The following is a 14,560-nucleotide window of genomic DNA, read 5'->3' as shown; positions in this document are numbered from 1 at the left end:
GTCCAATTCATCGATTGCGGGGACCACTGTCTCAGAAAATTCGCCCACTGGCCGTCCAGGGCCATGGACGCTCAGCAAGGCTTGCTCAGCAAGGTAGACGGCGCCGCCGTCCCCGCCCCCGCCAATGACGCAGCGGCCAATGAGAAAGCAGCTGCGACAATTCCTACCGTGTGTAAGCGCATTTACCCCCGGGCCCTTTCCTGACTCGCGTCAGGAAAGACTACATCGTCGCAGGTGAATGCCCTTGTCAGCAGATTGACAAAATTCCCGCCACGCTCTGTAACTTGCGGTTCATTGCCAGTCACCCAGCGATATGGGTGCACCTTCAGCTGCTCGGGCCGGTTGCCCCCGGCGATCCGTGGGAGCAGGCTGTCAGTCCCCGCCTGGCCTCGATGTCCGGGCTAGGCATCACCATCCTCGAAGCGATAGTGCCACCGATTCACCGGCCACGCGCCGCATCGAGAAGAACCCACCGCAGGACTACGGACGTTCAAGACGGCTGCGCAGCCCGCGAAGGCTTTGCAGCCCACAGGTGTCGCTGCGGGCTGGGGCTGCCAGCACGCACGGAGAAGGTCCGCTCCTTCCACGGCTGGTACCGGCACGTCACCCTCGCCCAGCTAGCCGCCGCGTTCCTGGCCGGCTGCGACGCAGCCACCGCCCGCGAGAACGGCCCGCTGGCCAGACCCGCTACGGCCAGCCCCCGCCGGCAGCGCCCATCGCCGAGAGAGGGGGACCCGCCTGATCCCAGCAGCCCGCCCGCCCTCGTCCGCTTCACCGCCTTCGAGATCAGGCGCCTGCTCATCTTGCTCACCCCGCTGCCCGACCGCCACCGACGGATCCGGCACAGCCTGGCCTGGTCCGCCTACCGCCGCCTCCACCAGGCCGTCGCCCGAGCCTGCCACCGACGCCGCCGAGCACCGCGGCAGCGGCTTCAGCTTGTTCAATGGCCGCCTCGCACAGCATGGCTGCGCAGCGTGAACAGTCCTCAAGGGCCGGTCGCCCCAGGGAAACCCGAGACAGACCGCTCGCCACCGATGTCGGCAAGCTCCTGCACGGCCGGACTGCCCGGAACAACACTGTTGATCCAACTCCGGGTTCCTTGAGAAGCATGAACCAGTGCTGTCGCAAGCGATGCGATCTGACTCGCCGCCAAGGAGGCCTCGGGTGACTCAGGCAACGGAACCTCGCTATCCGGGAAGCAGCGAAGCCTCAACTGCGTTCCGCCAAGCAGCCTCGGCAGTCGGATTTTCTGTAGAGTCTCGACAAACCGGCCCTAGTGACAGCCGGACCGGACGGACGCCTCCCAGCCACCACCGTGCACACCTGCTGCACGCTCGGCCACCACTCGGCCACCGGTCGCCCTCGGGGCATCCTCTCACTCCTCCGTGGGGCGCCCACAACGATCATCAAAATGAACTCGACCAGATCAGACGGCGTCTGACCTGGGCGCAAGATGAGCCGCCTTCGGGATTCGAACCCGAGACCTACGCATTACGAGTTGTTCGACCTTGATCCAGGGACGTCCGTGTGCGTCCACGGAACGGGCATTGCGCCTGCTCATAGGGATTTCCGGACCCCCGTGGACGATGACAGACGTGGCCGGATCAGGGACAGGTTGAGACCACGATCGAGACCAGCCCATCGGCCTGCACGGGGCAGTCAGCCCCCGAGATCGCCAGCGATCCCCTGCCTAAGCCGGCACGCACTTTGTCCCGAATAATGTGCGGAAAGATCGCTGGCCAGGGGCGTTTGACTCCTGTGCAGGTCAGGGCGTTGGTGCGTGTTGGTTCCAGTGGGTGGCGATCCGTACGGCTCCCTTGATCCACTCCCCGTTCACTCCCCTGGGCTGACCCGCCAGGACGACGCGGGCTGAGACGCGTAGAACGAACCCCGCGTGAACTGTGAGGCCATTCGACATCAATCGACACCCGCTTTTAGGAGCGAAGTTGGGTCACCATGGGCGTGACCTGGGAGTTCGTGTTCTGAGCTGACCTCCAGCCGTTGCCCACTACGGCACCGTGGCTCCCCGTGAGTCCGTGCCTGTTCTGGCACGACAGTGGCACGGCGTGTCCCGCCGGCCCCTCCGATGAGTGTTTTGCCTGTAGTACACAAGTTGGGGCAGGCGCCAAGAAAGAACACTGAGCAGTCTGACCTGCGGGATCCGCCTCTCTGCTCCTCAACTCCAAGGCGCTGCCCTAACCGTCCAGGTGCGGCTTATGCCTGGGAGTGCGGGAAACGTCTGGCGAGCCCATCATGAGCTTCATGAGCGATGTGCACTTAGAGCTGTTCGTGGACCGAGAGTGGCAGACAGTTACCCGTATGGCGCTTGCTGGCCGGGGCAGGAAAGAATTCCTGGTCCATACAGTGCCTGAATCGGAGGAAGGAGTGCTTGAAAAAGGAGTCACAGCATTTCTCGAGAAGCACTCTCGCCGGACGATTAAAGTAGAAACTAGCGATAATAGCATCTTCTACTTTGGACCGGGTGCCGCCGGCCCATTTCGGATCAGGGTTCGCGTGAGGCCCTGGTCTGCGTTTGTGTAGGCAGGAGGCACATCAAACTCTTAGCAGCGCGGCCTCATCCTTGTAAGGTCGATTACGAAGGTTGGTCGTCACTCGGCGAAATGAGCTGCATAGCTGCATCTGAACGGTGTAACGCGACGCGCCGCAAATTCCAAGATCTGCTCTACTTGATGCAGACTGGTACGATTGCTCGATAGAAGAGGGTCGCTATGTGCAAGAAGGACTTATACGGCCAGGATCTGCGCGACGTGCAGTGGTGCAAAAGCAGCCACAGCACTGGGGCGAACAATTGCGTGGAGATGGCTCTCCTGCCTGCCGGAGAAGGCGTGGCCCTGCGCGACTCAAAGAACCCAGATCACGGGGATCTACGCTTCACATACGATAAATGGGATGCCTTCCGTGCTTCCGTACGGGACGGCGTGCTTTAGTTTTCGCAACGTTCGTCTGGTGGCCGGACGCGGGGCCGAAACGTGCCGACGTGAACTGCGGGCACGAAGGCGCTTAGGCCGCCCAACCTTATTCTGCGCGGCGACCTCGGAGTGGCTGCGTCGAACCACGCGGCCCGGCGCCTGGTCGCGGCCCCCTACCGCAGCGGCGGTCAGGCGCAGTACGTGCCGCGCAGCGTGCCCGAGCCGCTCGGCGAACGGTTCGCCGCCACGCAGTGCAGTTGGCCGAGCAGTACATGGACACATACGGAGTAGCATCACGTGCTGACGGGCACGAAGGACTGTTTTGCTAGTGCGTAAGCACCACAAAGGGCCCAGGTTAGGAGCCTGCCATGCAGTGCGCTGCATACGCTCCCGTGGAATCTAAGGGAGCCGAGAGCTTCGAAGCAGGGAAGGAAGCTGCCAGCTGGGTGCCAGGAGACTTCATCCTAACCCACGGAGACGGCTTCTTCTCCCGACTGATTCGATTTGGTCAGCGACTGCGCATCCATGGCGAAGACCGCAAGTACACCTACTGGAACCACGCCGCCCTGGTTGTGGGGAGTCAGGGTCAGCTCGTCGAGGCGCTCGGACAAGGCGTCGTACGTACTAACGCCTCTCGCTATCGGGAACGCGAGTACACAGTCATACACATCGCCGCATCTCCGGAGGATCGCGCTCAAGCGGTCGCCTTCGCGGAGTGGACTGCAGACAGGCTCAGTAGTTATGGGTGGACAACCATCGTGAGCATCAGTCTCACGCTCCTCACTGGCGGCAAATTCAGCTTCTTCATCGATGGCGAATTCATCTGCTCCGGCCTCGTCGCCCGAGCACTGGAACGGACGAGTGCAATCTTCAGCCGCGACCCGGGCCATGTGATGCCTGCCGACCTTGCGAAGTACTTCCAGGTGGAGATTCCACAGACAGCGCCATAGTGCTGCAGCATTGAGACTGCCGCCGCGCTGTGCGGCGTCCGGCTCAGCGCCGGAGGGTGGATGGTCGGCGACAACGCTGAGACGGATATAGGAGGGGGCGCGAGGCGGGGCTTCATACGGCGTGGGTGGCCCATGGCCGTACATGGACCGACGGCCCCCAGTGAGCCCGACATCGTGGCGCGGGGCGTCGCGGAGGCCATCGAGATGATGCGGGCGGTGGCAGGCTAGTCAGGCTCGCCGTCCGTGGTGCCGTGCAGGCGTTCGAGCGCGTCGGGGATGGTCAAGGACATGTCCCTGAGATCATCCCATCGGCTCATGACTGCGGCCGATGCTACTGCCAGATCGGCAGGAAGACCGGCATCTCTCAGGGCGCCGGCCACCTCGCTCATTTCAGGGCCCCAGCGCCACGACCGCGCGGCCACCTTCGGGATGTAGGCCGTCTCAGCGAGGTAACTGGTACTTCGGCCCTGCGCGATGTCGAGTAGCTCCGCCTCTACTCCGTAGTCCCTGGCGAGGGCGTACGAGACCGCGGCAAGGACACGGCTCGCCTTCTGGTAGCTGCTGTACGACAGCTTCAGCGCGGAGGCGCGACCGATGCCGCCGGTGAGCGGGTGCGCCTGTATCGCGGTGCCGGTGAAGAGAGATGCCACGGACGTCAGCGCGTCCGCTGGGCCGGACAGGTACAGGCGGGCGGACTTCGAGGCGGACGGGGGCGAGCCGATGACGGAGCCATCGACGACGACTGCCCCGGTCCGGCTCATGACGGCGCAGACGCGCGACATGCTGGCCGGTGAGATGGCGTTGCCATCCACGTAGGTGCCCGTGAACGGATGGGTGGAGACCTCAACTGCGAGGTCTTCCGCGTATGCCGGAGGACAGATGCTGAGGATGACTTCGGCTCGCTCCGTCAGTTCGGCAAGGTCTCTCGCCGCGGTGAGTCCGTACCTCTGGGCCCGCTCCATGGTCGCGGAGCTACGGCCGGCCGGGCACCACAGAACCTCGGCTCCGCTGAGCTTGGCCTGTGCTGCCATGGCGGCGCCCATGCTCCCCGGATGCAGGATTCCGACGACGGTCATCCGACCAGTCCACGGACATCCCGCACTTCGGCGGGTGTGCCGGCCGACCGCGCGTCGTCGATGGCCCGCGCTGCCTGAGCCGCGCTGACCTGGTCGGTCCTGATGACGAGCGACCAGGGCTCCGCGGCGTGATCCAAGAGATCTTGTCGGGTCTCGTGCCAGACCTTGAGCCGGGCTTCCACGTCCTTGTCTCCGCGCCCCTGGCAACGCTGACGCGTCACATCTTCGGGGCACCACAGGAGCACCCGTACCCAATTGATGGGGTGGGCTGCGACGGCCCGGGCTCCGACGACCTGACCCATGTGAAGGACGGGGATGCGCCCGGAGTCGACGAACGCGGAAACCTCGCCGCGGTCGATGGCGTACTCCGCGTTGTACCGGCTGTTGCGGTACAGAACCTCTCCGGCCTGCGCTAGTTCCTCGATGTGCTCGGTTGTCGTGAGCCGGTACCCCGTAGTCCGCCCGGGGCCTGCCTTGAGTCGCTGGAAGAGCATGAATTCCGGCCGCAGGTTGGACAGTTCGGCTGTGATCGTGTCCTTGCCAGATCCTGGAGGGCCGTAGAGGATGACGCCGGAAGGGCTCATAGTCCGCCTCCACTCAGTACGTCACGGGCTTCGTCGACCAGGGCGACGGCGGCGCCAAGCCGGTTGTCGACGACGAAGTGCGGGCCCTGCGGGCGCATCTTCAGGTCGAGGCCCGAGACGTATTCGTCCCACGCCTCCATCTTCCAGGCGTCGCGCGCCGCCCCGCGGAATTCGATGTACTCGCGCATTGACTCCGGGTCGCACTCAACCCATATGGTCGCGACGGATACGCGCTTTGATCGGCAGCGGTTCTGAAAGCGCTGCATCCATTCGGCTTGGGAGAATTCCGAAACGAACGGGGCGTCGAGGATCGTGGAAATTCCGCAATCCACGTTGTCCCATGCGGCCTCCATAAGGCATCGGTATTCGAGCGGCCGGACTTTTTCCCGGTAAAGATCCGAACTCCGATCATGCGCCTCCCCGCCCATGGCCACCAAGAGTTGGTCGACCAGCGGACGTGTTAGCGAGTCCTTGTCCAGGATGGGCCAGCCGGTTAGCCCACCGAGGAACTTGGCGAACTCCGACTTCCCCGATCCTGCATACCCACCGACCAGGATCACGGTGGGGCCGTCGACGCTTCCCCCTGCGGTGTGGCGGCGCCATGCGTCGACCACGCGATTGCGCAGCGCCTCGCTGTCCACGTCGTCAGTGCCTTCGCGGATGCTGCTGAGCGCTTGACGTACTGCGTCCGGTTGATCGGGGAGCCTTCGCTCAGCGGAAGCGGGCGCCGGTACGGATTCCACAGGGGCATCCTCTCCGGGCAGGGCTTTACGGAAGCCAAGTTGAGCTTCGTCGCGACGATAGAGACGGCAGTAGGCCCGGCGGTAATGCGGACCGGGGTATACCGAACCCTTTTCGTGGCCCCAGATTGTCTGGAAGTTCGCGGCGATATTGAAGCCGTGACGCTCCGCGATTTCTCGGAGCTTCTCCCCCGTGTCTTCCAGGGTGAGCCCTATTTCTTCGCGATGCATTCGCAGAAGATCGGGCTTCCAATCCGGGTGCTTCCGTGCCATCTGCCCCTCCTAGATAGCTAGTCGAGCCGCGAGTGTAGCGGCTCGACTAGGCGTGCGGAAATTCGTGATAGCGCATGTGTAAGCGGATGTATAAAACAGCTTGGTCTTTCTCGGGTAGTGGGACGTGATACCGATTTTCGCGCCGTGGATGTGAAGTAGTGCACACACCGAACGAGGAGGTTCAGATGTCCCGCGACGCGATCGTTCAGGCACCATCCCGGATTGCCGGAAGGTCACTTCCCTTCCAGGGTTGCGACGCGTTGGCGCAGCTCGCCAACCTCGCCCCGCAGCTTCTCGATTTCCTCGCGCAGTTCGGCCATGGCTCCGACTGGATCGGCGAGCGGTGTGGCGCGGTCGGCGTCGGGCGTCAAGAAGGCGCCCTTGCCCTGGTGGCTCACCGCGAGTCCGTCTGCCTTCAGCTGGTTGATGGCGGCGCGGGCCACGGTCACCGTGACCTCGTAGGACTTCTGGAGCTGACCCAGGGAGGGGAGCTGTCGGGTCTTGGCGAACTCGCCGGCCGCGATGCGTTTCCGCAGGTCATCCGCGACCTGCTGATAGGCGAACCTGTCGCCGGTCCACTCGACCATCTGCACCCCAAGTCTTGTCACGGTCTCTGCCTCATAGTGCCCAAGTCGCAGAGGTAGAACCAGCGCCCCACGCTGCTTGTTCCGCGAGGAGACGAACTCTGCCTCAGAGTGCACTCTGAGGCAGAGTCGCTGACCCCCAGAGGGGGCGAAGCCCTCGTGACACCTGCTTGCCCTGCACGGATGTGCAGGGCGGGTTTGCGCTCCGGATCCGCTTACACGCGGGTCGAGCGGCAGGGGAGACGCAAAAGCTCGTCGTTGCTTGAGAACTGAAGAGTGATCGTGCGGGGCTGACGCGGGAGCGGTGGTCGCGGCAGGTGTCTAGGACGAGGGTCCGGGGACAAACCGTCGGGATGGATGTCGCTTCCCCCTTACGCGCTTGGCAGGCGCCCCCCGGGTTCGGGTGTGGGGAGGTACAGCGGGGCCCCAACGCACGTGGCGGGATGAGAAGACCGCCCCCGGAGGCGACCGGGTGATGTCGTCGGCGGCGCGCCAACCTGCATCGATTCGTGCAGGCCGCCCTGCTGGCGTCAGAGCAGCGAACCTGACGCACCCGACTTTCCGGCTCGGGGCCGGCGCACCGTGGCAACGGCGTGCTGGCAAAGCCCGGGATCTTCCTGGCGCAGCGGTTTGCTGCGGCCGGTTGCCTCTCCCCGCCCGTGTGGAGCGCGCCGTGTGCGTGGTCTCGGTACGGGCGGGGTGGGGGGAGCCGGATCGGTTCCACCACGTGGATGTGGTCCCTCGGGTGGCACAGACATCTCAACTGCCCTGATGGTCGCAGGCTGGGTTCGACTCCCGGCCGGGGCGCTCCGGCCCGCCGCCCTGCGCGGCGGCGCCGCACTTCCGGGACTGGCCGCCGCGCTTCGGGCGCTCCCGCGGCTTCCGGCGCTTCTCCTATCCCTTCGACATGGGAGCTCCCATGCGCAATTACGTCTGTGGCCACCGGGCCGACACCCCACAGGACTTCGCCGAACTCGCCCTCGGCACCCCCGTCGAACTCTGGCTCGGGATCGAGGGTGAGAGCGACGAGGAACGCGCGGCACGCCTCGACGCGGCCCGAGACATCCTCGCCGACCCCGAGTACCGCACCCTGCCGGACGACCTGATCCGCCTGGCCGCGCGGGCCGTCGACGAGAACCCGGACCTGTTCAACGTGGTCCCGCTGGCCCGCCCCGCCCGCCGCCGCCCCGCCCGCCGCCGCCCCGCCCGCCGGGGAGCCGCGGCATGAGCGCAGCTGGACAGGGACTGACGGCCGCACACGCCGAAGTGAAGGCCGAGATTGCGCGGACCGACACGAAGACCGGCCTGCTGCTGGCGTTCGTCGGTGCGGTACTCGCCGCCGCTTGGACGGTTGCGCGTGACCTGCCCCTGAACGCCCCCGCCTACGTGGCGGGCAGCCTCGGTCTGGCGCTGCTGATCGCGGCGGCGGCTCTGTTACTGCGGTCGGTGCGGCCGAACCTTCGCGGTGGGCACGGCTTCCCGCTGTGGGCCACGCTGGCGCCCGAGGAGATCCCCGCCGCCGTCTCTGGCGATCTCGCCACTGATGTTGCGGGGCTGTCCCGGCTGGCAATGGTCAAGTTCACCTGCCTGCGCCGCGCCATCGACCTGACCTGTGCGGGCGGCGCACTGCTCATCCTGGCCGCCCTGCTCGCGCTGGGAGGTGCGGCATGAACGAGGGGCTCACGCTGGATGACCTGGCTATGCCGCTGAGGGCGTTGCGCCTGCTGGCCGTGGCCTTCGGGCACTTGTCGGCGCCGTGCGTGGACGTGGGCACCGCCTACCCCAACCGGTTGTCACTGTCGTTCCACGACGACCTGGCCGGCTTCGAGGCATGGCGCGAAGCCCTCGGCATCGCCCCGGACGCCGTAACACACGGCACGCAGAGCGACGGCCGGACGCGCGTACTGAAGGCGACCGCCAACTTTGCCGGCGCGGAACTGACGCTGACCGGCTTCGCCGACATCACCGGCCTGGCGCCCGCTGGGGTGGTGGGCTGATGTCCGCGGCGTGGGGCAAGTGCTACGACCCGACCGGCACCCGCTACGGCATACCCACCTACCCCTGGAAGCTCGCGCCCGACGGGTACGCGACGCTGCGCCAGTTACGGGCGCAGGGCCTGCGCCCGGGCGGACAGCCCGTACAGGTGCAGGTCGTGCGCGTGAACCGGCGGGCCGGGGGCCTGCGGGTTGCCTACCTGTACCGCATCGACCTCGCCAAGCCCGTACGGCCGATGACCTCCCGCAAGTGGGGCGCGCTCGCCCTGGCCATGCTCGCCCGGCGCACCTGCCCCAAGTGCCAGATCACGTACAGCTACTGCATGCCGAGCTCGCTCGGCATGTGCGTGCTGTGCGCCTACCCCGACAACCCGAACAAGGAGTGAGATCACGTGAATTGGAAGGAAGCCGCCCGCCGGGCGGTGCACTGGAGTCTGCCGGTCGGACTGACCGGCCTGTCCCTGGGATGGACCGTATACGCGGTGGGGGAGATCCTCACCCACCAGGCCCCCGCAGAACTCGCGCTGACCGTCGCCGTCATCTACGACGCGGTGTGGCTGTACGCGCTGGCCATGGAAACCGCACACCGCCGCCAGGGTTCCAAGGGAACACTGCCCGCCGTCCTCGGCTGGGTGTTCCTCGTGACCTCGGTCGCCGTGCTCTTCACCCACGGCCTGATGTACGCAACACCCGTCGTCGCCGTCATCGGCGCCGTCGTGCCGGCCGCCGCCAAGGCAACGCTGATCATGGCGGTCGAGCGGGACGCCACCCGCATTTCCACCGGGGCACAGAAGCAGATCGACGCGGTACGCAGCGCCACCCGGGACCAGGTCGCCATCGGCCGCGCCGTCACCCGCGCCAAGACCGACCGGCAGAAGACCGCCGCCGCCCTGGAACGCGAAGAGCACAAGGCCCGCGGCCAGGCGCAGAAGGTCCGCCACGAGGCAGCCGAAGAGCTGACAAAGGTCACCGCGGAACACCCCGTAACCGACCCCCCGCAGGAAGTGCCGGCGCTCTTCTCAGATGAGGATCTGGCCCGGGTGCTGGGCCAGTGGACGGACGGGGGTGTGTCCCCCGGTGTGTCCCCTGTGTCCCCGCAGGTCAGCCCCGTGTCCCCGACACCGGAACTCCCCGCCTCACAGCGTGCGGGACACACCCCGCTCGACTGGGCCGCACTGGCCGCAGTCGCGAGCGTGGCAGGTGTCGAGATGCCTCAGCCCGGCGAGCCGCTGAGCGAGGAACAGCTCACGGTCGTTCTGCGGTGGCTGCGGCACTCCGATAACCCCCCGCTGTCCTATCGCAAGGCCCTGGCCGCGTACCGCGCGGCGGGTTTCTCCGCGAAGGAAGAGCGGGTGCGCAAGGCGTACGCGGCGCTGGAGGACGCGGAGGCGTAATCAGCCGTCCGGCACGACGCAATGAAGGCCAGCCCAGGACTAGTGGGCTGGCCTTCGTCGCGACTGCCGGAAGCAGTCGACGCAATCCAGTGAAGCAGACCCGGTGAGCCCCCGACGAGCGGAACCTTCGCAGACCCGGCGGGCAGACCCGGCGAGCACCACGAGCACCACAAACCCCTGGAATCGAGCGCAAGTTCGAGCTACCATCACACATTCGCTAATGCGAAGAACGGAGAAGGTGTGGGGAGGAAGAAACAGCAAGGCCAGGGTGAAGATGCCTACGGGCAGTTGGCAGGCGCAATCGGTGGCCTGGCCATCGCATTCGGCGCCCTCGCCGCGATCAAAGACAAGCTGGGCCTGTCCTGGTTCGCCACCGTGGCGCTCACCGCCGGGGCGCTGGTCGCACTCGGCTACGGCGCCCTCAGGCTCAGAACGACCGTCAAACGCCTGCTCGCGGGCGAGACGCGGACGGCTACGGCCCTGAAGCAGGAAGCGCCCGCACAAGCAGACGCCGCGGCGACGGCCGTACACGCGCAGGTGGCGCACGGCCTGAATACGGGTGCAGACGGGCAGCTGGCGGATGGTCCGGCGGCTGTAGAGGCCGTGCCGGCGCATCCTGAGCTGACCGAGGCGCTGATCACGGCTCAGGTCATCGACAAGACCGAGAAGATCCGGGCCGATGAGGTCACCATCGAGCCGGTGTCGACGGGCAAGCGGTACACCTTCCTGCTGCCCAAGACCCGCACCTACAAGGACGTCGAAAGGCGACTGGACAACGTCGCCGCCTGGTACGGCGTCAGCCGTATCTACCTCGATCTGGAACGCGACCGGGACAACGAGCGCGGTGTGCGACTGCTCATGCTGGACGCGCCACCGTTCTCGAAGCCGTTCCCGGCGCCCACGCGAGAGGAGATCCGGGCCTTCGACGGGGTGCCACTCGGGCATGACGTCACCGGCGCGCTTGCCGGTGTCCCGACGCTCGACAAGGCATCCATGGTCGTCGCCGGCATGAGCCAGACCGGCAAGACCACACTCATCAACGGCCTGATCACCTGCCTGCTCATCGCCTACGGCGACTTCGACCTGTACTTGCTGGACGGCAAATTCTGCGGGCTGGTCACGTTCGAGAAGAACTGTGTCCGCTACGAGTCCTCGGATGACCCGGCCGTCTTCGAGAGCATGGCCGATGAGCTGAACGCCCGTGTCGCCAAGCGCTATGCGAAGAAGCGCGAAGCGAAGCAGAACCGTCAGCCGGAACCGAAGTTCAAGCCCGTCATTTTCATCGTGGACGAAGCAGCAGACTTCTTCGCCGACGATGGAACCACCAAGGGCAAAGAACGCGCGGCAGGCATCGCGGAGAAGGCACGTAAGCTCGCCGCTAAGTCGCTGGAATCCGGGATCTCTGTCGTGCTGCTGACACAGCGGCCCGACAAGGATGCCATTCCGGTACAGGTGCGCAATCAGTGCCAGTACCGACTCTGCCTGTACGTGGAATCCGAAGGAACCGCAAAGGTCGCCCTCGGCGACTCGTACTTCACCACGGCAGCCCCGATCAATCCGACTCACCTCAACCCGCGTATCCCGGGCCAGGCAGTCATGTTCGCGGGCGGCACTTCCACTCTCATCCGAGGATTCAACTTCGCAGATGAGTTCATGTGGGAAGTCGTGGACGGGGTAGCCGAGCGCCAGAAAAGGGTGCTCGAAGCCGTGCCGGTATCACCACTCACGCAGGCAATCGATCTGATGCGCAATAAGGGTGCGGACTTCATGCCCACTGCTGACCTGGCCCCGGCACTTCACATCACCGAGACCAGGCCCGGAGAGCGAGGAAAGCAGCTCTCCAAACTGCTCGGCGTGCCTCCCGGAAAGGACGAAAAGGGCGTTGTCCGGGGCTACTGGATCGCTGATCTCATCGCGGCCACCGCGTCCGACGCGTGAGCGTCCAGGGCCCGTCCCAGGGTCCGCTGGGAATCCGCCAGGCACCCGCCAGACAGACGGACCTATCCGTCATCCGGACGGGCCTCCAGCGGACTCCCAGCGGACCGCCAGCGGACCCGCGGACGGACCTGAACAGCACGAACACCCAACAACCCGTGGAAGGAGGGAGGAGGCTCCTTGCGTGCCTCTATAGCCGTCACCGTCGGCGCAGGAGCGACCGCGGCTGTCGTCGTGGCCGCTCTCGCCCAGAGTGCCGGCGACGACCCTTTAGTCGGGGCGGCGCTCAGCCTGGCCGTCCCCGCCCAATACCGGACCCTGATCGAGGATGCGGGAAACACGTGCTCCGAAATCAGCCCGAACCTACTCGCCGCACTCCTCACCCAGGAATCCAACTTCAACCCGAAAGCACGGTCACCGGTCGGAGCGCAGGGCGTTGCCCAGTTCATGCCGTCCACGTGGGAGAACCACGGAATCGACGGCAACGGCGACGGAAAACGCGATGTGTGGGATCCCGAAGACGCGATCCCCTCATCCGCCAAGTACCTGTGCGACATAGCCAAGGACGTCAAGAACGTCCCCGGCAACAAGCAGAGAAACATTCTCGCCGCCTACAACGCGGGACCCGGAGCCGTCATCAAGGCCGGAGGCGTTCCCCCATACAAGGAGACGCAGAAATACGTCCGGTCCATCACGGCACTCGCCGGAAAGGTGCCCGACGGGAAAACCGCCACCACAGATCAGGCCCAAGCCGCTATCAACGCCGCAAGCGGCATGATCGGCAAGCCGTATTCGTGGGGCGGCGGAAACGCAAGCGGTCCCAGCACAGGGATTTGCTGCTCCCCCCGGGGGCGGTCCGGAGTATCCATCACCGGGTTCGACTGCTCCGGGCTCACGCTGTACGCCTACGCGAAGGCAGGGATTTCCCTGCCCCGCACGGCGGCTCAGCAGTACGCCGCTTCGGAACCCGTCAAGCCCGGCCAAATGCGGCCCGGTGACTTGGTGTTCTACGGCAAGAGTGCCGCGAGCATTCATCACGTCGGCATTTACATCGGGGGCGGCTACATGCTCAACGCCCCCAGCCCCGGCACGAAGGTCCGCATCGATCCCCTCGACATGATGCGCGACCTGTTCGCCGTTGCTCAACCCAATCAACAAGGTAGGGAGATCTGACATGCCCAAGTTCACCCTTCTCGCCAAGGCGCAGGACATGAGCACCGGCTTCAAGGACTTCTTCGACACGATCGGCCTGACCGGCGGTGGCTTGGTCACCAAGGGTATCGCCGCCGTGATCGCCGTCATCGCACTGCGGATGCTGCTGCAGCTCTCCAATGACCCCAAGGGCGCCCTGCGCAAGGGGTCGACGGCCGTCGGCACGCTGTTCGTCGCCGTCATCCTCGCGCTCTACGGCGACACCCTCTTCTCCACCGTCACCGAAGCCAAGGGCTGATGCCGCGTGCCCGACAACGACCCGTGTGACCTGCTCAAAGGCACACCCGGCTACGAGTACTGCGTCGAGGACAACTCGGGCTCAGGCTCAGGCTCGGACGGGCCCCCCGGCATCGGAGGCGACTCAGACGGCATCACCGATGGTGCTTCCGACCACGTCCGGGACCTGGCCGAGAGCCTGATCAGGAAAATTACGGGCCTCATCGCACCTGATCACGCGTGGGCGCCGGAGAAGTCCGACAGCGGGCTGTACGAGCCGTTCCTGTGGCTCGGGCAGCATCTATCGGTCGCGATCTTCGTGTGTGTGGTCGTCGTGTGCGCCCTGACCGCTTGGCAGGGCGCACCGCGCCTGAAGCAGATGGGTGCCTCCACCGGATGGACGCTGGCGGCTGTCGCCGGCATGGCCTCGGTCCCGGGCGCGGTGATGCTGCTGAACAAGGCCGTGAGCAGCGCGTTCACGGTCGCGTTCGACAGCGACGAGTCGACTCTGTTCACCGTTATTCAAGGCGACCTCAAGCACGGAGCAGACGCGGGCAACCCGCTCGCAATTTTGATCATCATCAGTGCCCTGGTCGTCGCGCTCGCGTTTGCCGCGCTGGTGTTCATGACCCGCCAGCTCGGCATCCTCATGTTCGTGTGCATGGCCCCCCT

General features: G+C 65.6%; 15 protein-coding genes and 1 pseudogene. 12 read left to right on the top strand and 4 right to left on the bottom strand.

The window, feature by feature from the left end:
- Window positions 1–2,729 precede the first annotated feature (2,729 nt).
- From ACZ7NC_RS42335 to ACZ7NC_RS42325, 3 genes and pseudogenes are all read left to right on the top strand, one after another.
- A complete protein-coding gene (locus ACZ7NC_RS42335; protein WP_471497148.1) occupies window positions 2,730–2,948 on the top strand; it encodes a DUF397 domain-containing protein in 219 nt (72 codons plus the stop codon).
- Window positions 2,949–3,038: 90 nt separating this feature from the next.
- Window positions 3,039–3,182: pseudogene (locus ACZ7NC_RS42330) on the top strand (AraC family transcriptional regulator); the annotation flags it as partial.
- A gap of 116 nt (window positions 3,183–3,298) precedes the next feature.
- Window positions 3,299–3,880: a hypothetical protein gene (locus tag ACZ7NC_RS42325; RefSeq protein WP_471497146.1), complete on the top strand. Its 582-nt coding sequence runs from the start codon at window positions 3,299–3,301 to the stop codon at window positions 3,878–3,880.
- Window positions 3,881–4,104: 224 nt separating this feature from the next.
- On the opposite strand, the gene ACZ7NC_RS42320 is transcribed toward ACZ7NC_RS42325, so the two are convergent.
- From ACZ7NC_RS42320 to ACZ7NC_RS42305, 4 genes are all read right to left on the bottom strand, one after another.
- A complete protein-coding gene (locus tag ACZ7NC_RS42320; RefSeq protein WP_471497144.1) occupies window positions 4,105–4,956 on the bottom strand; it encodes an NAD(P)-dependent oxidoreductase in 852 nt (283 codons plus the stop codon).
- The gene (locus ACZ7NC_RS42315; RefSeq protein WP_471497142.1) at window positions 4,953–5,540 is read right to left on the bottom strand and encodes a P-loop nucleotide/nucleoside kinase family protein; all 588 of its coding nucleotides are present in this window, start codon (window positions 5,538–5,540) and stop codon (window positions 4,953–4,955) included. Before ACZ7NC_RS42315 ends, ACZ7NC_RS42320 begins: the two co-directional genes overlap by 4 nt.
- Window positions 5,537–6,553 carry a P-loop nucleotide/nucleoside kinase family protein gene (locus ACZ7NC_RS42310; protein WP_471497140.1) on the bottom strand — a complete coding sequence of 339 codons (1,017 nt, stop codon included), beginning with the start codon at window positions 6,551–6,553 and terminating at the stop codon, window positions 5,537–5,539. The genes ACZ7NC_RS42315 and ACZ7NC_RS42310 overlap by 4 nt, the downstream gene beginning before the upstream one ends.
- Window positions 6,554–6,786: 233 nt before the next feature.
- Window positions 6,787–7,161, bottom strand: coding sequence for a GntR family transcriptional regulator (locus tag ACZ7NC_RS42305; RefSeq protein WP_471497138.1), 375 nt, complete (start codon window positions 7,159–7,161; stop codon window positions 6,787–6,789).
- An 895-nt stretch (window positions 7,162–8,056) separates the two neighbouring features.
- On the opposite strand from ACZ7NC_RS42305, the gene ACZ7NC_RS42300 reads away from it, so the two are divergent.
- The 9 genes from ACZ7NC_RS42300 to ACZ7NC_RS42260 form a co-directional block, all read left to right on the top strand.
- Entirely contained in the window at window positions 8,057–8,365 is a 309-nt protein-coding gene (locus ACZ7NC_RS42300; RefSeq protein ID WP_471497136.1) for a hypothetical protein, read from the top strand.
- Window positions 8,362–8,808, top strand: a complete 447-nt coding sequence (locus ACZ7NC_RS42295) for a Pycsar system effector family protein (RefSeq protein WP_471497134.1) — start codon at window positions 8,362–8,364, stop codon at window positions 8,806–8,808. Before ACZ7NC_RS42300 ends, ACZ7NC_RS42295 begins: the two co-directional genes overlap by 4 nt.
- Window positions 8,805–9,134, top strand: a complete 330-nt coding sequence (locus tag ACZ7NC_RS42290; protein WP_471497132.1) for a hypothetical protein — start codon at window positions 8,805–8,807, stop codon at window positions 9,132–9,134. Before ACZ7NC_RS42295 ends, ACZ7NC_RS42290 begins: the two co-directional genes overlap by 4 nt.
- Window positions 9,134–9,517 carry an RRQRL motif-containing zinc-binding protein gene (locus ACZ7NC_RS42285; protein ID WP_471497130.1) on the top strand — a complete coding sequence of 128 codons (384 nt, stop codon included), beginning with the start codon at window positions 9,134–9,136 and terminating at the stop codon, window positions 9,515–9,517. The genes ACZ7NC_RS42290 and ACZ7NC_RS42285 overlap by 1 nt, the downstream gene beginning before the upstream one ends.
- A 6-nt stretch (window positions 9,518–9,523) precedes the next feature.
- Complete coding sequence (locus tag ACZ7NC_RS42280) at window positions 9,524–10,525, top strand: hypothetical protein (protein WP_471497128.1); 1,002 nt, start codon at window positions 9,524–9,526, stop codon at window positions 10,523–10,525.
- 240 nt (window positions 10,526–10,765) lie between these two features.
- Entirely contained in the window at window positions 10,766–12,463 is a 1,698-nt protein-coding gene (locus ACZ7NC_RS42275) for a hypothetical protein (RefSeq protein WP_471497126.1), read from the top strand.
- 177 nt (window positions 12,464–12,640) lie between these two features.
- The gene (locus ACZ7NC_RS42270) at window positions 12,641–13,633 is read left to right on the top strand and encodes a C40 family peptidase (RefSeq protein WP_471497124.1); all 993 of its coding nucleotides are present in this window, start codon (window positions 12,641–12,643) and stop codon (window positions 13,631–13,633) included.
- A 1-nt stretch (window position 13,634) separates the two neighbouring features.
- Window positions 13,635–13,910 carry a hypothetical protein gene (locus tag ACZ7NC_RS42265; RefSeq protein ID WP_381627737.1) on the top strand — a complete coding sequence of 92 codons (276 nt, stop codon included), beginning with the start codon at window positions 13,635–13,637 and terminating at the stop codon, window positions 13,908–13,910.
- Between the two features lie 6 nt (window positions 13,911–13,916).
- Window positions 13,917–14,560 (top strand): hypothetical protein (locus tag ACZ7NC_RS42260; RefSeq protein WP_471497122.1); only part of this gene is annotated, 644 nt, incomplete at its 3' end.

The sequence above is a fragment of the Streptomyces sp. NPDC111802 genome (assembly GCF_055634335.1).
Note: the sequence above shows the minus strand (reverse complement) of the source record. Positions and strands in the feature narration are given on the sequence as shown.